Consider the following 20,113-nt stretch of genomic DNA (forward strand, 5'->3'; position numbering starts at 1 on the left):
TTGGCCCGCAGCGATCACGCCGCGCCCGTGATGCCCGGAACCGCGACGCTGCGGGAGGCATCACGAATGTTCCCGGTACCCCTGCGTTCGTCGTGCACCGAGCCTCCCTCTCGGGCGGCCGGAGAGTCACCGTGCGCGGCAGCGGCCGGGGCGAGATCCTCGGAACCGCCTACAGCGGCCACGACCTGGTCGTGTTCCTTGCGGGTGCCGGCGTCGCCGGACCCGAGGCCGTCCCGGACGACCCGCAGTGGGGGGAGTGGCGCGGCGGCCATGCCCATGAGTTCGGCGCCGGCCGAGTACGTGCTCTTGACCCGGGACTGCCGTGGGCCACCGGCTGGAATTGTCGCCTCGGGGTTCAGATGTGAGAGCTCGTGGCCGAAGAACGGGGTACGCCGATCTTCCCCTCCGGCCCCGGGCGTTCCGGGTCCCGCTGCATCCCTGCCGGTTGCGGAGTGCCGAGTCGCACCGTGAGGTATCCGGCGGTCAGTGCGGACAGGGTTGTGTACGGGCCGGTGTGTTCGTCGCGGGTGAGGACGGCGATCGCGGTGTCCTGTTCTGGGAGGCGGACCAGAAAGGAGCGGTGGCCGGGATTGTCGCCGTGGTGGAAACGGGCCGGGTGCCCGGCCAGGGTTTCGATGAACACGTCGTAGCCGTACCCCGAGACGGCCAGCGGCGACGGAAACCGGATACGTGGGACGGCACGCGGGGTGAACATCGCGTTCAGGGAACCGCGGGTGAGAAGCTCTCCCCGTTCCAGCGCAACCACGAAATCCGTCACGGCGGCACATCATGGCTGCTCAATCAGTTCAAGGGAAAACCGCTTCGTGCGGCCTGACAGCAGGACCAACGGCATCACAGCTCGTCGATCAACCGCGCATACATGAACATGTCCCGGCGTGCGTCCCCCACCTGTTGCCATCCACGCAGCACCGAGCGCGACCCGCGCGGAGCAACCTCACCGCTGCTTCATCAATGACGACAGAGGGTGTCGGGTTTACGGCCGACGATGGACGTATGCGCGAAACCCCGGAAGAACTCGACAAGCTCCAGTCCCTCCTCGACTCCTCCCTCTCCGGCTCGACCGCACACCTCCGCTCGATCGTCGAGGGCCGCACCATCACGGCGGCGCAGCTCACCGGGGTCCTCACCGGCATGTGCACGCTCGCCCTCTCCACGGTGACCGCGAAGGGCGAACCGCGGATCAGCGGCGCCGACGGGCACTTCCTGCACGGCCGGTGGCACTTCGGCACGGCGCGCAACGCCGCCAAGGCGCGTCATCTCGCGGCCCGTCCGGCCGCCAGCGTCGCGCACATGCGCGGCGAGGACCTCGGCGTGTTCACCCACGGCACGGTGGAGGAGATGAACCCCGAGGACGCCGGGACCACGGCCGACTGGCAGGAACTCCGCGCCTACTTGAAGGACTTCTACAACGACGACGCCTTCGACTGGAACCGCGAGGTCGTCTACTACCGGCTGAACCCGCACTGGACGACCGTCTACGCCCCCGACCTCGACAAGCTCACCGGCCCGTGACGCCGGGACCGTCGACGAGGACCTGCACCTGCGCGTACGTGGGTGCGGGGCCGGTCGACGGCGCGCCCTCGCGTACCGCCGGCACCGTGGCGACAGCCTCGCCCAGCGCCCGCCGGTACAACAGCGACCCGAGGCTGCCCCGCCCCCAAGCTCTCAACTCCGCTTCGCTGCGCTCGAGCAGGGGGCCGCTCGGCGTCTTGCACCGGTCGGAGCGGGGAACCGTGTACTTGTGCAGTGCCGCCTGCGGGCCGAACGCGCCCAACAGCGCCTGCTCCTTGCCCACCTTGATGCGCTGGCGGGAGGTGGCCGAGACGTACGTGAGGCCCGAGATGATGTCGTGCCGCACCTGGAAGGCGTAGCGGAGCTTGTAGTGGCTGCCCTCGGTGAGGGTGAACCCCTTCTCCTTCAGTTCGGCGAGCGCCTGCGGGTCGTCCAGCTGCCAGGTGGTCGGGGTGCCGCCCTCGCTCTCCAGGGTCAGCGACCGGAGGACCAGCCGCCGTCCGTCGTCCGCCGCCTGCGCCACCGTGCTGCTCGTCTCCTGCTCGGGCATGTCGTCTCCCTCGGTTGTCGGGCCGGGCCGGCCGGGTGCGCGGCCCGCATCGCAGGAGAACACGGTGGTCTCCCCTGCTTCCGGCCCTCGCCGGGCCATGGCCCGGGCCCCGCCCCGTTGATCTGGAATCCGCCGGCCGTACCCGCCTGGCGTGCCGTTGCTCCTCACCGGGGCTGTCCGGCCGGGCGGCCGTCCGGTGCTCCCGCGCTGCCTGCCCGGCTGCTGTCTGGCGGCGGTGCCGCTCTCCCCCGGGGGGCGACTCTCCTCTTCTCCTCCGGGCGAGCCTGGGCAGGGCCCCGGTCTCATGCGAAAGGGTGGTGGCCGTCCGACCCGCCCCGGCACGGCGTCGCCACCGGCCGGGGCGGCGGTGGGATGAGGACAGCACTCCGGCCGGCGAGAGCCGGGGAACCTCCCAGGGGCGGAAGACCATCGTGATCGTTCGCATCATGGGCGAAAGCCAGGTCAAACCGGCCGACTCGCACCTCTCCCAGCTGAACCGGCTCGACGAAGAACTTCTGGCCTACATGGAGGACGGCGACGAGGAAGGCTCCAGGCGGACCCTCGGCGCGCTGCTGGACGCGGTCCGACGCCTGGGCGAGCCCCTGCCCAACGACGCCCTGGCGCCCTCCGAACTCGTCATCCCCGCACCCGACGCCTCCCTCGACGAAGTCCGCGGGAGGCTCAGTGACGACGGCCTCATCCCCAGCTGACCCACCGCACGGAACACCTTGCAGAGCCCCGCCGGGTCGCTCATTCGGGTGGGTGGTGTGGGGTATCACGGGGGCGCGGTCCGAGTGAGGGTGATGATCGCCATGAGGTCCGCGCGTGCGGGCCCGGCGCGGGTGTCGCGCCGCCGACGGCGGTGAAGGGTGGAGCTTGTGGCTACAGGCACGGTGAAGTGGTTCAACGCGGAGAAGGGGTACGGCTTCCTCTCCCAGGACGACGGCGGCGCGGACGTGTTCGTGCACTTCGCGGCGATCGAGGCCACCGGGTACCGGAGCCTGGAGGAGAACCAGCGGGTGGAGTTCGAGGTGTCGCAGGGCCAGAAGGGTCCGCAGGCGGAGAGGGTACGCCTGTTGCAGTCCTGACGTTCGACGCACCGCTCCGCGCGGCGGTCGTCCAGGCCCTGGCCGGACGACCGCCGCCCCTTTCGCGTGGCCGCCGACAAGGGTGCGGGCCCGGTCACGGGAAGCGATCTTGGCGGGCGGGGGAAGCCGCCCTGCAGCAGCACATCATCACCACAGCTCCGTGGATTCTGTCGGTTGGCCTCACCGAATGATGGCTGATCACAAAGCGATACGGTCTCTCTCCATACGATGACCGGTGATGTCGCGAGGCGGACACCCCGAGCTTGCCCTCACCGCAGCCCCGGCACGAAGGAAGCCATCATGGCTACAGACGTTCAGCCCGACGAGGTCGTCAAGCTAGTGAACGCGAAGACCATCAAGTCCCTCGACGAGCTGAAGGCAGCCGCCGTCGCGAAGCACCCCGGTGCCACCGTGACTGACAGCGAGCTCGCAGACGAGTACGGCCGCTACATCTACAAGGTCGAGCTCCGCGACCAGCAGAACGTCGAGTGGGCCGTCGACGTCGATGCCAAGACCGGCGAAGTTCTGAAGGACGAGCGAGACAACTGAGCCCAGCAGTCCATCGAAGACCGGTCTCGGGCGAAGCAGCGGAGGCAGCCCCGAAGGTGGGGCTGCCTCCGCTGCTTCGCCCGAGACGCCCAAGGCGAGTCAACTGTTACAAGTTCACCCCGCCCACTCACCGTGACGAATCGTGGCTCGGCCAGATCATCTCGTCAGGCTGAGCTGGTTCGGACAGGACCAGACCGGCGCCCTCGGCCTCGTCCTCAACGCTCTGGTCCTCTTCAACACCCGCTACATGGACGCCGTCGTCACCCAGCTCCGCGCCGACGGCTTCGCGGTCCGGGACGAAGAGGTCGCGCGCCTCCCCGTTCGTCCGGCAGCACGTCAACATGCTCGGCCGGTGTTCCTTAAAGCTCCCCGAGTTCCCCGGGGGCCTGCGCCCGCTACGTGACGAGAACGCCCCCGACGGCGAGTGAGGGCGGCTATCCGGCCGTCCTCACGGGCGCCGTGGTGAGGGCGTGCCGCTTTCGGGTGACGGTCGGGCGAAGCGGGGGTGTTGGAACCGAGCGGAGTCCGAGAACGATCACTTGTCCCGTCCCGCATACAAGCGACCGCCCACCGGCGGTTCTCGGAGTGGTCGAAGGCCAGGGTGTGGGCCAGGCTTCACCGCCTGGTCCTCGACGAACCCGGTTCCCGCGGTGAGCTGGACTGGTCGCGATGCGCGATCGACTCGGTGAACACGCGGGCACTGAAAAGAGGGACCTGACAGGTCCGATGGACACCTTTGCCCCGGGGCTGAGAGCAGAAAAGAAGAGGGTGTGTGGCGCCAGTGGATGGGAGAAGCCGAGTCCGATAGTGCGGGCCGGTGCCGGCAGGCGGATGCCTGTCGTGGCAGCGGAACTGGTCACGGTGCTCGGTCGGGACCCGCCGCCAATGCTGTCGGCGTCCTGGTGGCGTGCGGCATCGAGAGCCGGGCGCAGGGAGTCGGCCGTGCAGCGGGGGAGGTTCATCCCGTTGTGGGCCGTGGTGATGGGCGCGTCCGGTAGCCGCTGAGCCGATGGCGACCTGGTGGGCCGGGGCCCCTGGGGTGATGCGTGCTTCTCAGGCGGATTCCTGGTGACCGAAGGTCTGGGCGGGATGGCGTCAGGGGAGCAGTCGTGTCCTACGAGTCGTGAACAGCGAACGCTCTTCCTGAAATGCTGTGCGGCGGGCGGGGCAATATCTATGACCGCGGGGTGAGGGTTTAGCGCGTCGTGCGGGGAGAGGTTTTACCGCAGCTGACAGAGTCGAATCATTCGGCACGCACAGGTCGCTACCGCGTGCTACTGTCGTTTTCAGTTGCAGTCTTGGTTCCCAAAATTTGAAGCGTTTTCTTTCGGTGTCTTCAGCCGTTGGATGCGTTTTTGTATTTCCGGTCATTTTCCGGTCGGGGCATCATCGCGGCGACCCGGTACCCGTGCATTGCGGGCCCGGCACTCTGCCCCAGGGAGATATGACATGGCGTCTGGCACCGTGAAGTGGTTCAACGCGGCCAAGGGTTTCGGCTTCATCGAGCAGGACGATGGCGGCGCTGACGTGTTCGCCCACTTCTCGAACATCGCCGCCGAGGGCTTCCGTGAGCTGCTCGAAGGCCAGAAGGTCACCTTCGACATCGCGCCGGGCCAGAAGGGCCCGACGGCCGAGAACATCGTTCCCGCCTGACGCTGACGCGCACTTCGTAGCTGGGGCCCGCATCCCTCGGGGTGCGGGCCCCAGCTACGGGCATGTCCCACAGAGGTTGCACCCTGTAGGGCAACCAGCGCACGGCAGACCTCTCTCCAGCGATGCGGCCCCTTCGAAGCCGCATCCGTCGGCGTCCTGGATTTCACGTCCGTATGACGTCACCCATTCTCTTTCCTGGACCCGCATCGGATTCGCGGCAGGTCAGATTTTCTTTCGCATTCCATCCGGCCCGTTCTTGTGATTCCCCGCGCTGCTCTTCCGCTGCGGGAATTCCTTGATACGTGCCGTATCAAGGAAGGTTCTGAATGAACCCCACACGTACGAATGCCCGCTCCTCCCGCACCCGCAGCCGTACAGGCGGCCCCGCTTTCGGCTCCGGCTTCGGCTCCGGCTCCGGTTCGGGCCGGGGCAGCCGCTTCGGCTCGCCCGCCCCGAGCCGCTCCGGGGGGCCGGGCCGCCCGGGCGGCCACGGCCGGCGGCCGGCGGCGGTTCAGGGAGAGTTCGCCCTGCCCAAGACGATCACTCCGGCTTTGCCCGCCGTCGAGGCGTTCGCCGACCTCGACATGCCCAGCGGGCTGTTGGCCGCGCTGACCGCGCAGGGCGTGAGCGTCCCGTTCCCGATCCAGGGCGCGACCCTGCCCAACACCCTCGCGGGCCGCGACGTCCTGGGCCGTGGGCGCACCGGCTCCGGCAAGACCCTCGCCTTCGGCCTGGCCGTGCTGGCCCGCACCGCGGGACAGCGCGCTGAGCCCCGCCAGCCGCTGGCCCTGGTCCTGGTGCCGACGCGTGAGCTGGCCCAGCAGGTGACCGACGCGCTCACCCCCTACGCCCGCTCGGTGAAGCTGCGCCTGGCCACCGTCGTCGGCGGAATGCCGGTCGGCAGGCAGGCCAGTGCCCTGCGCGGTGGCGCGGAGATCGTCGTCGCGACGCCGGGCCGCCTCAAGGACCTCATCGACCGCGGTGACTGCCGGCTGAACCAGGTCGCGATCACCGTCCTGGACGAGGCCGACCAGATGGCCGACATGGGCTTCATGCCCCAGGTGACCGCGCTCCTGGACCAGGTCCGCCCCGAAGGTCAGCGGATGCTGTTCTCCGCCACCCTCGACCGCAACGTCGACCTCCTGGTCCGTCGCTATCTCACCGACCCGGTCGTCCACTCCGTCGACCCGTCCGCAGGTGCGGTCACCACCATGGAGCACCACGTACTGCACGTCCACGGCGCCGACAAGCACCGGACGACGACCCAGATCGCGGCGCGCGAGGGCCGGGTGATCATGTTTCTGGACACCAAGCACGCCGTCGACCGGCTGACGCAGGACCTGCTGAACAGCGGTGTCCGCGCCGCCGCCCTGCACGGCGGGAAGTCCCAGCCGCAGCGCACCCGGACCCTGGCCCAGTTCAAGACAGGGCATGTCACCGTGCTCGTCGCGACGAACGTCGCGGCGCGCGGCATCCACGTCGACAATCTCGACCTCGTCGTCAACGTCGACCCGCCGACCGACCACAAGGACTACCTCCACCGCGGCGGCCGTACCGCGCGAGCAGGCGAGTCCGGCAGCGTCGTCACCCTGGTCACCCCCAACCAGCGCCGCGACATGACCCGCCTCATGTCGGCCGCCGGCATCGTGCCCCAGACCGCCCAGGTCCGCTCCGGCGAGGAGACACTCAGCCGGATCACCGGCGCACGGAACCCTTCCGGCATCCCCGTGACGATCACCGCGCCGGTGGTCGAGCCGCGCAAGCGCAGCGCTGCCTCACGCGGTCGCCGCAGCTCCGCTTCCGCTGCCCGGCGCGTGATCGTGCGGCAGACCTCCTTCAACGCGGCGGCCTAGAACCGCCGTGATCAGGAAACTGACACATCTCTGCCGGAGGCACGTTTTGACGCTTGTTCAGATGAAGCTCCGATCGACGAGTGCCACGCCGGTGCGCAGAACGGTGGCCGACGCGAGGGACGCGGCCGGACCGCCGGTCCTCAACGACATGACCTTCGAGGCGGCCCTGTCCGTCATGGCCGGTGCCCGCGCCGGACACCTGCCCGTCCGCGACAACGGCGACCCGTGCACCGGACTGGTCACCCGGGCTCAGCTCGCCGCAGTCCGTGACAGCTCCGACCGCACGGACCGGGTTCGGCCGGGCGGCATCCTCGGCGACCGCAGGCCGTTCACCTCGCCGGTGGCCACGATGGCCGAAGCCGAGCACGCGATGCGCTACCGCTCGCTCGATGCCCTGCCCGTCGTGGACGAACAAGGCATCGCTCCGGGCGCCCTCGCCCTTGCCCGCTGAACCGCCTCACCTGGCAGAACCATCCCCAATTCTTCTCCCTGTGAGGCATCATGCGCTGCATCATCGCCCGGTTCCCGTTCGACCTCACCAGGAGCGGCGTCCTGGAATCCATGAAAGGCATCAAGCCCGAACAGGTCATCGGCGAGTCCGTCATCATCGGCCGCCGTACCTACCCCGTCAAGCAGGTCGGGCAGGTCATCACACGCCAGGACCGCCGCGATTTCAGCGCCGGTGAAATCCTCCGGGCCATGACCCGGCTCGGCTTCACCTGCCCCACCCTTCGCCGCACCACCGCGCCCCTCCCCGCCCTCACCCCGTCCCAGCAGGCTTCCGCGCTGCTCGGCCCCCCTGCCGCCGTCTGACCGATGTGCAGGCGTCAGCCGCCACCAGAACAGTGGTGAGGCCGACCTGGAACGCATCCGCGTTGACCCCGCCTTGGGCAAGGACCTGGCCACGGAAGCGGAACCGGTTCACCTGACCCCGGTCTTCGATCCGCCGCGACGAACGAACAGGCGCTTGGGAGGTCGCGGCGATCCCCGAGGCCAGCATCCGCCTCTTCAGCCAGCGCGACAACCAGGTTCGCGACCTGCTGACAAGGCTCGGCATCGACTACGACAGCGCCACCACCCGCGAGCGGACCACCGGCTCCACGGCATCCAAGGCCGCGAAGAACGGAGAAGCCGCAAGCGTCGCGGACGACGGTACTGCGCGACTGTTGGCAGGCCGATGCGGACCGCGGTCGTGGGCCCGGACACGGTGGCGAAGACCGTTTCCACCATCGAGGCCCAGCAGGGGTTCGAGTTCTCCGCCGAGCAGCGCGCCGTACTGGAACGTCTGCTCACCGCCCGGCACGGTTCATCCGTGTGCCCAGGCCCAGTTCGTTCCCACCGGCATCGGCCAGGGTGAGGTCGACGGCCGCCAACGCGGACCCGAAGCGAATGGCCGCGAATGCATCACGCAGGTGTCGGAGCTGGTGGCGCAGGAACATCCGATCCTCCTAGGGAACATCCGCGCGCTCTATCCGCAGGTCCGCCCGGCCGAAGACATCGAAACGAGGCAGCCGGAGCTCACTCGGCGGTTTCGGAGAGTGCAAGGTCGCGAGGGCACTACCCAGCTCTCCGTAGGTCGCCTTCCGGTTCTCTGCGGTAATCAGATGCCAGAAGGTGACCGGGTGGCCGCCGACCACCACGGGCTGGTCGACGTCCTCAAGAACTCGTGCCGCGGCAATGCCCTCCCCGATGCGCCGGCGGGAGACGGCCACCTCGTTGACCACCCTCGGGCAAGTACTCCGCAGACCTCGCGATCCGCACCACCACCGGCGCACTGGCCAACCGGAACAGCGCGTTCTCACCGACACGGATGAGGACCGCGCCCCGGTCGTCCAGACCGACGGCCTCGCATGCCAGCTTCAGCAGCCGTACGGCGGTCGCGGACGTGAGCCCCGCTCCCGCCCCGCCGACATCACTTGCCATCTCGCAACGCACTCTCCTCGGAGCACGGTGGCCGACTCACCCTGACCCGGCTACCCCACCGACGGTACCCACGCCGATGAAATCAACGCGAAGCCGACCCGGCTGAGAAGTGACTGAGAATTTCTTCCCGGCCTACCCGTTGTTATAGGCCGCATGGACAATGCGGCGATCCTGGCAAGCATCGGTCGGAGGAGAAGAATGAAGCGACACACCGGCGTGCCGTGGGGTCTGACGCGTATGGAGCCCTACCCGACCCTGAGCAGGCGGACCGCGACCCTCGTGGGTCTGGACCCGGATTCCCAGACGGCGGTCTACGCGGACCCGGCGGGGGAGCGGTTGGAGATGGGCAGGTACTCGACGCACCGCGGCGTCGGGACCGGGACCTCCACCAACCCGGGTGACGGCGCGGGCCCCGACGTGCGGGACGAGGATCACGATCAGCGGACGGAGGAGGACGATGACCGTGAGTACTGATCCTGCTGTCGTGGTGCTCACGGAGCCGGCCGACCCGACAGCCGACCTGGTGATCACCGAACTGAACAGCCGTCGGGTTCCCGTCGTTCGGCTCGATCCGGGGACGGACGCGGTGACGTTCTCGGCGTTCGTGCCGACGGGGCGGTCGTGGACGGGGTCCCTGACGACCGGCCGCGGCCGCGTCCTCGATCTCGGCAGCGTGCGCTCGGTCTACTACCGGAGACCGTCCCCGTACACCGCGCCGGAGCACCTTGATGCCCAGGAGCGGGCCTTCGTCACCGCGCACGCGCGGCACGGACTGGGCGGCGTCCTGGGAGCGCTCGACTGTCTCTACGTGAACCATCCCCACCGCAACCTGGCCGCCGGATACAAGCCGCACCAGATCGCGGAGGCCGCGCGTGCCGGCCTGTCCGTCCCTCCGACCCTGATCACGAACGATCCCGCCGAGGCCGCCGCATTCGCTGCGGAGTTCGGGCCGGTCGTCTACAAACCGCTTCGGTCCACCGCCTACGTCGAGGACGGCGAGCACCGGACCATCTGGGTACGGCAGGTCGACCCGGCGGAGATCGGCGATGGAGTGGCGGCCTGTCCGCACCTCTTCCAGCAGGCCGTGGCCAAGGTGGCCGACATCCGGGTCGCGGCCGTCGGCGGCCGGCTGTTCGCCAGCCGTATCACCGTGGACGGCGACCACCTCGACTGGCGCTGGGACTACGACCGGATCGCGTTCGACCCCATCGCCGTGCCCGCAGACGTGCAGGCCGGCATTGAGCGACTCATGCACCGGCTGGGCCTGGTCTTCGGCGCATTCGACTTCGGGCTCGGCCACGACGGCCGCTGGTGGATGTACGAGATCAACCCGAACGGGCAGTTCGCATTCGTGGACCCGCCGACCTGCACCGCCATCGTCGGCGCACTCGCCGACGTACTGGAGAAGGGCGTTCCCGCCTGACCGACCCCGCCACCCAGGCCCCGAAGCGCTCGCGGCCCGGCTGCGCGAGCAACTGGCCGACCGGTTGGAGGACGCGGGGCTGCCGCGATCGGACGTCCGGCGATCGGCCGTCTCGGCGGTACCCCGCGAGGTGTTCGTCCCTGCGTTCTTCCGCCACGGCGACGGACCCCAGGGGACCGTCCGGACTCCCACGGCGCCCGGCACCGAAGGCGCCTGCACCTGACTGGGGGAGGTGTACGCGGACGAGACCCTGGTCACCCAGCTCGACGGCGACGTGCACCCCGGCGACACCGACGGCCCGGTCACCGGGGAGCCGACCTCCTCGTCCCCCCTGCATCGAGCCGCGTCATGAAGGGGCGAAGGCGTGGCAGTGGGAGGCGGCGCGAAGGGACGGCTTCCATGTACTGCGGCACACCTGTGCCTCGGTCATGCTGGAGGCGGGGGAGTCCCTGGTGACCCTGGCGCGAGGGCTCGGGCCTTCCTTCGCCGACCGTCACGCTGAGCTACTACGCTCACTTCATGCCGGAAGCGGGAGCCAAAGGGCGCACCGTCATCGACGGAGTCCTGGGGAGCCGGAGAGAGTGACGTGCCCGTGGAAACTCCCCAGATCCTCCCCGGGGCTGGTGGGGGTGGGACGCGCCTGGTCGCACGGTCCGACTCGGTCTGCTGATTCACAGGGAGTCGCGCCGTATAGCCTGGGGAAATGCTGAGAGAGGTCGCGGCGACGCGCTATGTCACGCCCCTTCGTGAGGGGGGATCGCTGCCCGGTGTGGTCGAGGCCGACGATCTCGGTACGTACGCCATGAAGTTCACCGGCGCCGGACAGGGCCGCAAGACCCTGGTCGCCGAGGTGCTGTGCGCGGGGCTGGCGCGGCGTCTGGGGCTGCGGGTGCCGGAACTCGCCGGGCTCGTGCTCGACCCCGTCCTCGGCCTGGGGGAGCCAGACCCCGAGGTGCAGGAACTCCTGAGGTCCAGCGGCGGGCTCAACCTCGGGGTGGAGTTCCTGTCGGGAGCCCTCGGCTTCGACGCGCTGGCCTATACGGTCGACGCCCGCGAGGCCGGACGCGTCGTCTGGTTCGACGCGCTCGTCAACAACGTCGACCGTTCGTGGCGCAACCCCAATATGCTCGTCTGGCAGGGCGACCTCTGGCTCATCGACCACGGAGCCACTCTCATCTGGCACCACAACTGGCCCACCGCCGCCGCCTCCGCGGCCCGGCCCTACGACGCCTCCGACCACGCGCTCGCGCCCTTCGCCCCCGATGTGGCCGCCGCCGCCCGGGAACTGGCGCCCCAGGTGACCGCGAGCCTGCTCACCGAGGTGGCCGCCGAGGTACCGGACACCTGGCTCACCGGCGAACCGGGCTTCGACAGCCCCGACGCCGTACGCGACGCGTATGTGGCCGCGCTGCTGCCCCGCGCGCGGGACATCCACCAGCGCGTCACCCTCGGACCACCGGACCAGCGACTGCGCGCCCGTCCCACCGGCTGGCCGACGGACACCGGCCCGGCCCGGGAGGCCGTCCGATGACCGCACGGGACGTCTTCGAGTACGCGCTGCTGCGCGTGGTGCCCCGGATCGAACGGGGCGAGCGGATCAACGCGGGTGTGATCGTCTACTGCCGCGCCCGGTCGTTCGTCGCCGCGCGCACCGCGCTGGACGAGGCGCGGCTGCTGGCCCTGGATCCGGCGGTGGACCTGGCGGGCGTCCGGGCCGCGCTGCGCGCCGTCGAGGACGTGTGCCTGGGCGGTGACCCGGCGGGCCAGGCCGCGCGGGACGACGCCGGACGGCGGTTCCGCTGGCTGGTCGCCCCCCGGTCCACCGTGGTCCAGCCGGGTCCCGTCCACACCGGACTCACCGTCGACCCCGGCGCCGAGACGGAACGGCTGCTGGACCTGCTCGTACGCTGACGCGCTCCCGCGCGGGGGACCGCCGCGGTCCGATCGCGCTGTCCGACGGCCGGCGGGACGCGCCTCGCGCGCCGGGCCCGAGCCCGACCCGGCCTCACCTTGGACGCGACGGCCGGGACCCGCCCCCACGCGCGGGACCCCCGCCCCCGGCCTGCGTCCCCGCGCGCGGGACCCGTCGCGGACCGCACCGGACCGAGCCGGACGATGGATGCCGTTGACACCGGGTGCCAGGGCTTCTAGCGTCACGTCTGCCGTGGGTACTAAGCGGCCGCTCACCCGAAGAGCGTACGGTGAGGGGCGCGCCACGGCGTTCGTACGAAGCGGAACAGAGCTTTTCCGAGGGCGAGGAGCAGCATGTCCACCACTGAGCAGCGTGTGGCCGTAGTGACGGGAGCCGCGCGGGGTATCGGCGCGGCGACCGCCGTGCGGCTGGCCGCCGAGGGCCGGGCCGTGGCCGTCATCGACCTCGACGAGGCGGCCTGCGCGGACACCGTCGGGCGGATCACCGCCGCGGGCGGCACGGCGATCGCGGTGGGCTGCGATGTCACCGACGAGGCGCGGGTCGAGGCGGCCGTCGCCCGGATCGCCGCGGAACTCGGCCCGCCGACCGTGCTGGTGAACAACGCGGGCGTGCTCCGGGACAATCTGCTCTTCAAGATGAGCGCCACCGACTGGGACACCGTCATGAACGTGCATCTGCGCGGCGCGTTCCTGATGGCCAAGGCGTGCCAGAAGCACATGGTGGACGCCGGCTTCGGCCGGATCGTCAACCTCTCCTCCTCGTCCGCCCTCGGCAACCGGGGCCAGGCCAACTACGCGGCGGCCAAGTCCGGCCTCCAGGGCTTCACCAAGACCCTCGCGATCGAACTGGGCAAGTTCGGTGTCACCGCGAACGCCGTCGCCCCCGGGTTCATCGTCACCGAGATGACCAAGGCCACCGCCGCCCGGGTCGGTATGGGCTTCGAGGACTTCCAGGCCGCCGCCGCGACCCAGATCCCCGTCCAGCGCGTCGGCCACCCCGACGACATCGCGGGCGCCATCGCCTTCTTCACCGGCGACGACGCGGGCTTCGTCTCGGGCCAGGTCCTGTACGTGGCCGGCGGCCCGCTCAACTGAACCGGAGGACGGTACGGATGACTGTGCGGGACAGCGGACGGGTCGCGCTGATCACCGGCGCGAGCCGGGGCATCGGGTACGGCATCGCCGCGGCGCTCGTCGCCCGGGGCGACAAGGTGTGCGTCACGGGACGCGGTGAGGAGGACCTGCGGGAGGCCGTCGCGAAGCTCGGCGCCGACCGGGCCGTCGCGGTCCCCGGCAGGGCGCACGACGAGGAGCATCAGGCGGTCGCCGTCGAGCGCGCCATGGAGGCGTTCGGCCGGATCGACTTCCTCATCAACAACGCGGGCACCAATCCGGTGTTCGGGCCGATGGCCGATCTGGATCTCGGGGCGGCCCGCAAGGTCTACGAGACCAACGTCATCTCCGCGCTCGGGTTCGCGCAGCGCACCTGGAAGGCGTGGCAGAAGGACAACGGCGGCGCGATCGTCAACATCGCCTCGGTCGCCGGGGTCTCGGCCTCGCCCTTCATCGGCGCGTACGGCATGAGCAAGGCCGCGATGGTCAATCTGACGCTCCAGCTCGCCCATGAGTTCGCGCCCGGGGTCCGGGTGAACGCGATCGCGCCCGCGGTGGTGCGCACCGGCTTCGCCAGCGCCCTGTACGAGGGGCGCGAGGAGGAGGTCACCGCGGCGTATCCGCTCGGCAGGCTGGGGGTCCCGGAGGACATCGGGGGCGCCGCCGCGTTCCTCACCTCGGACCAGGCCGACTGGATCACCGGACAGACGCTGACGGTCGACGGAGGGCTCTTCCTGAACGCGGGGGTGACCTGACGGATCCGGCGGACCCGGGGACGTGCGATCCCGGGTGCGAGTGACGGCCGGGGGTGACCTGACGGACCGTCATCACCCGGGCATTTGCGCTCGTACGCGACCTTGCCGGATATCCCGCACCCCGTCGTCATGGGCGGTTCCGGCGGCGGAGTGCTGCGGTAGGGTGCGCCAACCCCGAGGTTCGGCCGATCGAGGAGCGTGCGCGTGTTCGTCCGGTTCCGATGTGCGCGGTACATGGCGGCGGTGGCGTCGATATCCGTGCTCGCCGGATGCGGGCTGGTGCCGCCCGGCGGTTCAGGCGGCGAGCAGAAGGTCACCGTCGGCACCACGAGCGCCCCCAGCACCCTCGATCCCGCGGCCTCGTGGGACGGCTCCTGGGAGCTGTTCCGCAACGTCCACCAGACGCTGCTCAGCTACCCGAGGGGCGCTTCCGAGCCCGAACCGGACGCCGCCCGCTGCGCGTTCGCGGACGACTCCAACCGCTCCTACTCCTGCACCCTGCGCGACGACCTCACCTTCTCCGACGGTGACCCGCTGGACGCGACGGCGGTCAAGCACACCTTCGACCGGATCATGCGCATCGGTGTGGACGGCGGCCCCAAGGGACTGCTCGGCAGCCTGGAACGCGTCGAGACCCGGGGCGACGACACGGTGGTCTTCCAGCTGAACCAGCCCGACGCCACGTTCCCCTTCGTCCTCGCGACGCCCGCCATGTCGCTCGTCGACCCGCGTGAGTACCCCGCCGACTCGCTGCGCGAGGGCGGCGGCGTCACCGGCTCCGGCCCGTACGTCCTCAAGTCGTACCAGGAGGGCAAGCAGGCGCAGCTCGTCCGCAACAGCCGCTACAAGGGCTACGCGGAGCGCAAGAACGACGCGGTGACGATCCGCTACTACCCGGACTCGGCCTCCATGGTCAAAGCCCTGCGCGACAAGCAGATCGACGCCACCTTCCGGGGGCTGTCCGCCCCCGACATCATCGACCTCCAGAGCGACGACGCCGGGGGCGGCCTCCAGCTGGTCGAGGGCGCGGGCACCGAGATCAGCTACCTCGTGTTCAACCCCAAGGACCCCTGGGCCGGGAGGCCCGCCGTCCGCAAGGCGATCGCCCAGCTCATCGACCGCAGCGCCATCGCCCACAAGGTCTACAAGGACACCGTGGACCCGCTGTACTCCATGATCCCGACGGGGCTGCCCGGACATACGACGGGCTTCTTCGACGACTACGGCAAGCCGAGCGTCGACAAGGCCCGCGACCTGCTCCTCCAGGACGGGATCACCGAACCGGTCCCCCTGGAACTGTGGTTCACGAGCGACCGTTACGGCTCCCTGACCGCCCCCGCGTTCGCGGAGATCGAACGGCAGCTGGAGCGGTCGAGGCTCTTCGACGTGACCCTCAGGAGCCGCCCCTGGAAGACCTACGAGGCCGGGTACCGCAGCGGCGAGTACCCCGTCTTCGGCCGCGGCTGGTTCCCCGACTTCCCCGACCCGGAGAACTTCATCGCGCCGTTCGTCGGCGAGCGGAACGCGCTCGGAACGCCCTACATCGTGCGGGAGATCACCTCCGTACTGCTGCCGCAGTCCCGCCGGGAGACCGACCGCGGCGCGGTGGTCGGGGACTTCGAGCGCGCACAGAAGATCCTCGTCGACGACGCGCGGCTGCTGCCGCTGTGGCAGGGGCGCCAGTACGTCGCCACGAGCGAGGAGATCTCCGGCGGCGAGCGCGCGCTCGACCCGTCCACGATCATGATGATGTGGGAGCTGGAACGCAAGACAAGTTGGTAGATCCGCAGGTCGCAGCCTTGACAGGCGGCCCGGTCCGGTGCTGCCCGGGCCGAAGCGGCGGGCGTTGTCAGTGGGCGCCGGTAGGTTCTTGGGTGTGGGGGCGGCCGTGGGGGTCCAGGGCCGCCGAACGACCTTTTTCCGGAGGATGTTGACGTGACCGATACCGCCCTGCTGCCCGAGTCCTGGCGTGGCGTCCTCGGCGAGGAACTGGCGAAGCCCTACTTCGAGGAACTCACCGGGTTCGTCGAGGAGGAGCGGGGGAAGGGCCCGGTCTACCCGCCTCGCGACGAGGTGTTCGCCGCCCTGGAGGCCACCCCGTACGACCAGGTCAAGGTGCTGGTCCTGGGCCAGGACCCGTACCACGGCGAGGGCCAGGGGCACGGGCTGTGCTTCTCGGTCCGGCCCGGTGTGAAAACCCCGCCGTCGCTCCGGAACATCTACAAGGAGATGCACGCCGAGCTAGGGCATCCCGTTCCGGACAACGGCTATCTGATGCCGTGGGCCCAGCAGGGGGTCCTGCTGCTCAACGCGGTGCTGACGGTCCGCTCCGGCGAGGCCAACTCCCACAAGGGCAAGGGCTGGGAGCGGTTCACCGACGCCGTCATCCACGCCGTCGCGGACCGGCCCGACCCGGCCGTCTTCGTCCTGTGGGGGAACTACGCGCAGAAGAAGCTGCCGCTGATCGACCAGGACCGGCACGTCGTGGTGAAGGGGGCGCACCCGTCGCCGCTCTCCGCGAAGAAGTTCTTCGGCTCCCGGCCGTTCACCCAGATCGACGAGGCCGTGGCCAAGCAGGGCCACACCGCGATCGACTGGCGCATCCCGAACCTGGGCTGACCCGGTCGCGGGGGGACGGCACCGGCGGCGACTTCGGTGACCCCGCGCCCCAGCGCGCAGGGGCGGCGCCCGGTGCTCGCGCGGGGGCGGGTCCGGCCGCTGCGCCGGTGGTGCCGTACCCGGCCGGTGCGGCACTGTCCGGGTGGCACTGTCCGGCCCCTCGCGGGGTGCATCGGCGGGTACGGGGCCCGCGCCTGCCCCGGAATGTCCCCGGTGACCGTTAGCGTCGTCCTCTCGGGAACGATCGCCGTACCGGCGCGATCGGCGGACCGGCGGGAGGACGCGGTGGCGGAGCGGCAGGAGGGGACAGCGGGGGACGACACCACGATGACCCGTATCGGGCAGGCCGTCATGCTGCACCACGGCGGCGACCGTGAGGAGGCCCGCGACCGTTTCCTGGCCCTGTGGGCGGAGATCGCGGACAGCGGGGACCCGTTGCACCGGTGCACCCTCGCCCACTACATGGCCGACACCCAGGACGACCCGGAGGCCGAGCTGGCCTGGGACCTGCGGGCCCTGTCCGCCGCCGAGGAACTGGCCGACGGCCGGGTGCCGCCGTACCATCTGGCGCCCGCCGCCCGCGCCTTCTACCCCTCGCTCCATCTCAATCTGGCCGCCGACTATGTGAAACTCGGCCGCACCGATGCCGCCCGCAGCCATCTGCGGCTGTCACGCGGGGCCCTGGACCAGCTCGCCGACGACGGATACGGCGACGCCCTCCGGGCCGCCATCGCCCGGCTGGGACACCGGCTGGACGGCGACCCGCCCGACGACCCCGGACCGGGCCCGCTCCGCCCGAGGAGCGACGGACCGCTGGGGCCGCCCCGCCGGGAGCAGTAGCCGCGGCGCCCCCGTATCGGGGTTCCCGTCTGTCCGACCGGCCGTCCCGACCACCCGGTCGACCACACGTCAACCACCCGGGTACGCCCGCGCGCAGAGCCGGGCCATCCGGTCACCGGGCTCCCAGCCCCCGTACGCGCGCCCGAGGGCGCACACATCCGTGGTGGTAGGGGTCGCCACCGGGCGCGGTGGTGAGGAGGGTGGGGGCGGTACGGGCCTGGGCGGCGTCGCGGTCCTCCGCCGCGCCGAGGGAGAGTGAACCGGGGGCGGGTCGAGGGACGGTGCCGGGGCGGATCTCGTCGTCGGCGGTGCGGGGGCCGGAGGACGGTACGGGGGTGCCGTGGGGCGGGGAGCCGGGCCGACGAGTCGCAGTGCCTCCCGCGCCGGGGGCTGGACCAGTCGCGGCGGCCGGGCGCTGTCCGCGTGCGGTGCGCGGGGCGCGGCGGACGAGACACGCGGCGTGGCGGCCGGCTGCGGGCCGTCGCCCACGCTGACGCAGCCGGACAGGGTCGTGACGGCCACCGTCGCCAGCAGCGCCGCCGTCGTCTTCGTTCGATGCACCCGCGCCACGATGGCGGGCCTGCCCGGCCCGTGGCGCCCGGGGCGGGTCCGATGGCCCGCACGGGTGACGTATGTGTCGTGCGCGCCCCGCGTGCGTCCGGCGGCCACGGCGCGCCGATGTGCCGCGTCGATGTGCCGTGCGTCGGAGCGGTCCCGCGGTGGGTCAGTCGCCGGTGGCGCCGTCGATCCGTTCCCGCACCAGGTCCGCGTGACCGTTGTGGCGGGCGTACTCCTCGATCATATGGACGTAGATCCAGCGGAGGCTGAACGGTTCCCCGGCGCGGCTCTTGAGGGCCGAGAGGTCGTCCAGGCCGTGGAGGGCCGCGCGCTCACGCGCCTGACCGGTCTCCGCCCGCCAGGTGGCGTACGCCTCTTCCCAGGTGTCCGTGTCACCGGGGTGGAAGTCACCGTCGGGGTCGGCGTCGTCGTAGTACAGCGGGGGAGCGTCGGCGCCGTCGAGGGTGCGTGCGAACCAGTGGCGTTCGACCTCGGACATATGGCGGACCAGACCCAGGAGGGTCATCCCGGACGGCGGGGCGGACGCCGTGCGCAACTGGACGTCGTCCAGCCCCGCGCATTTGCCGACCAGCGTCAGCCGGTGGAACTCCAGCCAGGACTCCAGCATCTCGCGTTCGCCCGCGGTGGTGCCGGGGGAGGTGCGGGCCGGTTCGGTGAAGGCGGTGGCGCCGGGTGTGGCGGGGGCGTTCGCGGGCGCCGAGCGGTCCTCCCCGGTGGCCGGGGCGGGTTCGGGCGTGGGATGTGAAGAGGTGGGCATGAGGGTCATCATCCCCAGCGACCTCCCCGTTCTCCAGCGAATTCCGGGTGCCGCGCCCCAGGCCCGGTCGCCGTCCGGCGGATCACCGTCGGTCGTCCGGTGGCCCCGCTCCGACCATGCCGGTCAGCAACTCCCGGAGTCCGTCGCGCAGCTGGTCCAGGGTGGGGACCTCCGCGTGATGGGAACCGGCCACGCACGCGAACATCATCCCGTCGCTCCAGGCGATCAGGGAAAGGGTGTGGCGCGGGGGGTCCGGTGAGCCCAGGACGGTGACCAGGGCGAGCAGCGGTTCGCGGAACCGGCGTCCCGCCTCGTCGTAGCGGTGGCGCAGTTCGGGGCGCCGGGTGGCCTCCAGCGCCAGCTCGTAGCGGCAGACCAGCAGTTCCCGGTGGCCGGTCAGATAGCGGTGCAGTACGGGGGCCAGCGCGTCGGCGACCGCGTCCGGGCCGCCGGCCGGGTCCGGCAGTTCGGTGACGGCCAGCGCCCGGGCCTCACGGGTCGCGAGCCGTTCGTTCGCCGCTTCCAGCAGCGCCAGCCGGGTCCGCGCGTGGTTGGACGTGGAGCCGGGCGGCAGCCCCGCCGCCTCGTCCACCGCGCGATGGGTGAGCCCGCGCATACCCCGCTCCGCGAGCAGCGCGAGCGCGGTGTCGGCGATGAGGACGGCACGGCCGGAACCCGTCGGCGGGCCGGGCGCGGTGCCGGGCCTCGTGGCTACGGGTCCGGTGTCGGCGGGACGCGCGGCGACGGGTTCCGCAGATACGGGCTTGCCGGGTACGGGTTCGGCGTCGGCGGGATTCGTGGTGACAGGTTCCGCGCGGACGGGCTTGCCGGGGGCGGGTCCGGTGTCGGCGGGCCTCGTGGTGGGCGGGGGAGCGGACGGGGTGCCGGTGGAGGTGGCGGACGGGGCGACGGCGGGATTCGCCGGGGGCGGCGGAGCCGGCGGGGT

At 70.9% G+C, this 20,113-nt stretch carries 23 protein-coding genes and 3 pseudogenes; 20 read left to right on the forward strand and 6 right to left on the reverse strand.

Annotated elements, in window-relative coordinates:
* Positions 1-131: 131 nt before the first annotated feature.
* A complete protein-coding gene (locus OG711_RS33080; RefSeq protein WP_405674303.1) occupies positions 132-365 on the forward strand; it encodes a hypothetical protein in 234 nt (77 codons plus the stop codon).
* Here OG711_RS33080 and OG711_RS33085 read toward each other — a convergent pair.
* Positions 356-778 carry a serine hydrolase gene (locus OG711_RS33085; protein WP_329562219.1) on the reverse strand — a complete coding sequence of 141 codons (423 nt, stop codon included), beginning with the start codon at positions 776-778 and terminating at the stop codon, positions 356-358. The two genes, OG711_RS33080 and OG711_RS33085, sit on opposite strands and share 10 nt — an antisense overlap.
* 236 nt (positions 779-1,014) lie before the next feature.
* On the opposite strand from OG711_RS33085, the gene OG711_RS33090 reads away from it, so the two are divergent.
* Positions 1,015-1,533, forward strand: a complete 519-nt coding sequence (locus OG711_RS33090) for a pyridoxamine 5'-phosphate oxidase family protein (protein ID WP_329559071.1) — start codon at positions 1,015-1,017, stop codon at positions 1,531-1,533.
* Here the strand turns inward: OG711_RS33090 and OG711_RS33095 are convergent.
* Positions 1,520-2,083 carry a rho GDP-dissociation inhibitor gene (locus OG711_RS33095; RefSeq protein ID WP_329562221.1) on the reverse strand — a complete coding sequence of 188 codons (564 nt, stop codon included), beginning with the start codon at positions 2,081-2,083 and terminating at the stop codon, positions 1,520-1,522. The two genes, OG711_RS33090 and OG711_RS33095, sit on opposite strands and share 14 nt — an antisense overlap.
* Before the next feature lie 431 nt (positions 2,084-2,514).
* Between OG711_RS33095 and pspAA the strand changes: the two genes are divergently transcribed.
* The 9 genes and pseudogenes from pspAA to OG711_RS33140 all read left to right on the forward strand — a co-directional run bounded on the left by pspAA (position 2,515) and on the right by OG711_RS33140 (position 8,039).
* A complete protein-coding gene (gene pspAA, locus OG711_RS33100; RefSeq protein ID WP_266512909.1) occupies positions 2,515-2,793 on the forward strand; it encodes a PspA-associated protein PspAA in 279 nt (92 codons plus the stop codon).
* 168 nt (positions 2,794-2,961) lie between these two features.
* Positions 2,962-3,171, forward strand: a complete 210-nt coding sequence (locus tag OG711_RS33105; protein ID WP_266512906.1) for a cold-shock protein — start codon at positions 2,962-2,964, stop codon at positions 3,169-3,171.
* Positions 3,172-3,471: 300 nt separating this feature from the next.
* Positions 3,472-3,720 (forward strand): PepSY domain-containing protein, encoded by a 249-nt coding sequence (locus tag OG711_RS33110; RefSeq protein ID WP_266512903.1) that lies wholly within the window; start codon positions 3,472-3,474, stop codon positions 3,718-3,720.
* Between the two features lie 184 nt (positions 3,721-3,904).
* Positions 3,905-4,148 (forward strand): annotated as a pseudogene (locus OG711_RS33115) (Tn3 family transposase); the annotation flags it as partial.
* A 134-nt stretch (positions 4,149-4,282) separates the two neighbouring features.
* A pseudogene (locus OG711_RS33120) lies at positions 4,283-4,426 on the forward strand (IS5/IS1182 family transposase); the annotation flags it as partial.
* 743 nt (positions 4,427-5,169) lie between these two features.
* Positions 5,170-5,373 (forward strand): cold-shock protein, encoded by a 204-nt coding sequence (locus OG711_RS33125; protein ID WP_329562225.1) that lies wholly within the window; start codon positions 5,170-5,172, stop codon positions 5,371-5,373.
* 326 nt (positions 5,374-5,699) lie between these two features.
* The gene (locus OG711_RS33130) at positions 5,700-7,226 is read left to right on the forward strand and encodes a DEAD/DEAH box helicase (RefSeq protein ID WP_329562227.1); all 1,527 of its coding nucleotides are present in this window, start codon (positions 5,700-5,702) and stop codon (positions 7,224-7,226) included.
* A 46-nt stretch (positions 7,227-7,272) separates the two neighbouring features.
* Positions 7,273-7,677 carry a CBS domain-containing protein gene (locus OG711_RS33135; RefSeq protein WP_329562229.1) on the forward strand — a complete coding sequence of 135 codons (405 nt, stop codon included), beginning with the start codon at positions 7,273-7,275 and terminating at the stop codon, positions 7,675-7,677.
* A gap of 50 nt (positions 7,678-7,727) precedes the next feature.
* Positions 7,728-8,039, forward strand: coding sequence for an SCO5918 family protein (locus OG711_RS33140; RefSeq protein WP_073794898.1), 312 nt, complete (start codon positions 7,728-7,730; stop codon positions 8,037-8,039).
* A 491-nt stretch (positions 8,040-8,530) separates the two neighbouring features.
* On the opposite strand, the pseudogene OG711_RS33145 reads toward OG711_RS33140, so the two are convergent.
* Together OG711_RS33145 and OG711_RS33150 are read right to left on the reverse strand one after the other, a co-directional pair.
* A pseudogene (locus tag OG711_RS33145) lies at positions 8,531-8,605 on the reverse strand (M15 family metallopeptidase); the annotation flags it as partial.
* A gap of 69 nt (positions 8,606-8,674) precedes the next feature.
* The gene (locus OG711_RS33150) at positions 8,675-8,950 is read right to left on the reverse strand and encodes a hypothetical protein (RefSeq protein ID WP_329562231.1); all 276 of its coding nucleotides are present in this window, start codon (positions 8,948-8,950) and stop codon (positions 8,675-8,677) included.
* A gap of 397 nt (positions 8,951-9,347) precedes the next feature.
* Here OG711_RS33150 and tgmA point away from each other — a divergent pair, with 397 nt between their 5' ends.
* From tgmA to OG711_RS33200, 9 genes are all read left to right on the forward strand, one after another.
* Positions 9,348-9,623: a putative ATP-grasp-modified RiPP gene (gene tgmA / locus OG711_RS33155; protein WP_329562233.1), complete on the forward strand. Its 276-nt coding sequence runs from the start codon at positions 9,348-9,350 to the stop codon at positions 9,621-9,623.
* Entirely contained in the window at positions 9,613-10,572 is a 960-nt protein-coding gene (tgmB, locus tag OG711_RS33160; RefSeq protein ID WP_329562235.1) for an ATP-grasp ribosomal peptide maturase, read from the forward strand. The genes tgmA and tgmB overlap by 11 nt, the downstream gene beginning before the upstream one ends.
* A gap of 703 nt (positions 10,573-11,275) precedes the next feature.
* Entirely contained in the window at positions 11,276-12,103 is an 828-nt protein-coding gene (locus OG711_RS33170) for a HipA family kinase (RefSeq protein WP_329562237.1), read from the forward strand.
* Positions 12,100-12,483, forward strand: coding sequence for a DUF3037 domain-containing protein (locus tag OG711_RS33175; protein ID WP_073794886.1), 384 nt, complete (start codon positions 12,100-12,102; stop codon positions 12,481-12,483). The genes OG711_RS33170 and OG711_RS33175 overlap by 4 nt, the downstream gene beginning before the upstream one ends.
* A 354-nt stretch (positions 12,484-12,837) precedes the next feature.
* Positions 12,838-13,599: a 3-oxoacyl-ACP reductase FabG gene (gene fabG, locus OG711_RS33180; protein WP_073794883.1), complete on the forward strand. Its 762-nt coding sequence runs from the start codon at positions 12,838-12,840 to the stop codon at positions 13,597-13,599.
* Between the two features lie 17 nt (positions 13,600-13,616).
* Positions 13,617-14,372, forward strand: a complete 756-nt coding sequence (locus OG711_RS33185; RefSeq protein WP_266512867.1) for an SDR family oxidoreductase — start codon at positions 13,617-13,619, stop codon at positions 14,370-14,372.
* A gap of 234 nt (positions 14,373-14,606) precedes the next feature.
* Positions 14,607-16,154, forward strand: coding sequence for an ABC transporter substrate-binding protein (locus OG711_RS33190; RefSeq protein ID WP_178391205.1), 1,548 nt, complete (start codon positions 14,607-14,609; stop codon positions 16,152-16,154).
* Positions 16,155-16,307: 153 nt separating this feature from the next.
* Complete coding sequence (gene ung / locus OG711_RS33195) at positions 16,308-16,991, forward strand: uracil-DNA glycosylase (protein WP_073794874.1); 684 nt, start codon at positions 16,308-16,310, stop codon at positions 16,989-16,991.
* 285 nt (positions 16,992-17,276) lie between these two features.
* Positions 17,277-17,831, forward strand: a complete 555-nt coding sequence (locus tag OG711_RS33200; protein ID WP_073795128.1) for a tetratricopeptide repeat protein — start codon at positions 17,277-17,279, stop codon at positions 17,829-17,831.
* A gap of 724 nt (positions 17,832-18,555) precedes the next feature.
* On the opposite strand, the gene OG711_RS33205 is transcribed toward OG711_RS33200, so the two are convergent.
* Both OG711_RS33205 and OG711_RS33210 read right to left on the reverse strand, forming a co-directional pair.
* Positions 18,556-19,017: a DinB family protein gene (locus tag OG711_RS33205; RefSeq protein WP_073795112.1), complete on the reverse strand. Its 462-nt coding sequence runs from the start codon at positions 19,015-19,017 to the stop codon at positions 18,556-18,558.
* A gap of 232 nt (positions 19,018-19,249) precedes the next feature.
* Positions 19,250-19,822 (reverse strand): TetR/AcrR family transcriptional regulator, encoded by a 573-nt coding sequence (locus OG711_RS33210; protein ID WP_329564204.1) that lies wholly within the window; start codon positions 19,820-19,822, stop codon positions 19,250-19,252.
* Between the last annotated feature and the right edge of the window lie 291 nt (positions 19,823-20,113).

The organism is Streptomyces uncialis, assembly GCF_036250755.1.
GTDB classification, from domain to species: Bacteria; Actinomycetota; Actinomycetes; order Streptomycetales; family Streptomycetaceae; genus Streptomyces; species Streptomyces uncialis.

Coding starts and splice junctions, on each gene's coding strand:
- OG711_RS33090 (WP_329559071.1), top strand. CDS start 1,015: ATGCGCGAAACCCCGGAAGAACTCGACAAGCTCCAGTCCCTCCTCGAC.
- fabG (WP_073794883.1), top strand. CDS start 12,838: ATGTCCACCACTGAGCAGCGTGTGGCCGTAGTGACGGGAGCCGCGCGG.
- OG711_RS33095 (WP_329562221.1), bottom strand. CDS start 2,083: ATGCCCGAGCAGGAGACGAGCAGCACGGTGGCGCAGGCGGCGGACGAC.
- OG711_RS33205 (WP_073795112.1), bottom strand. CDS start 19,017: ATGCTGGAGTCCTGGCTGGAGTTCCACCGGCTGACGCTGGTCGGCAAA.
- OG711_RS33175 (WP_073794886.1), top strand. CDS start 12,100: ATGACCGCACGGGACGTCTTCGAGTACGCGCTGCTGCGCGTGGTGCCC.
- OG711_RS33125 (WP_329562225.1), top strand. CDS start 5,170: ATGGCGTCTGGCACCGTGAAGTGGTTCAACGCGGCCAAGGGTTTCGGC.
- OG711_RS33110 (WP_266512903.1), top strand. CDS start 3,472: ATGGCTACAGACGTTCAGCCCGACGAGGTCGTCAAGCTAGTGAACGCG.
- OG711_RS33190 (WP_178391205.1), top strand. CDS start 14,607: ATGGCGGCGGTGGCGTCGATATCCGTGCTCGCCGGATGCGGGCTGGTG.
- tgmA (WP_329562233.1), top strand. CDS start 9,348: ATGAAGCGACACACCGGCGTGCCGTGGGGTCTGACGCGTATGGAGCCC.
- OG711_RS33170 (WP_329562237.1), top strand. CDS start 11,276: ATGCTGAGAGAGGTCGCGGCGACGCGCTATGTCACGCCCCTTCGTGAG.
- OG711_RS33130 (WP_329562227.1), top strand. CDS start 5,700: ATGAACCCCACACGTACGAATGCCCGCTCCTCCCGCACCCGCAGCCGT.
- OG711_RS33140 (WP_073794898.1), top strand. CDS start 7,728: ATGCGCTGCATCATCGCCCGGTTCCCGTTCGACCTCACCAGGAGCGGC.
- OG711_RS33185 (WP_266512867.1), top strand. CDS start 13,617: ATGACTGTGCGGGACAGCGGACGGGTCGCGCTGATCACCGGCGCGAGC.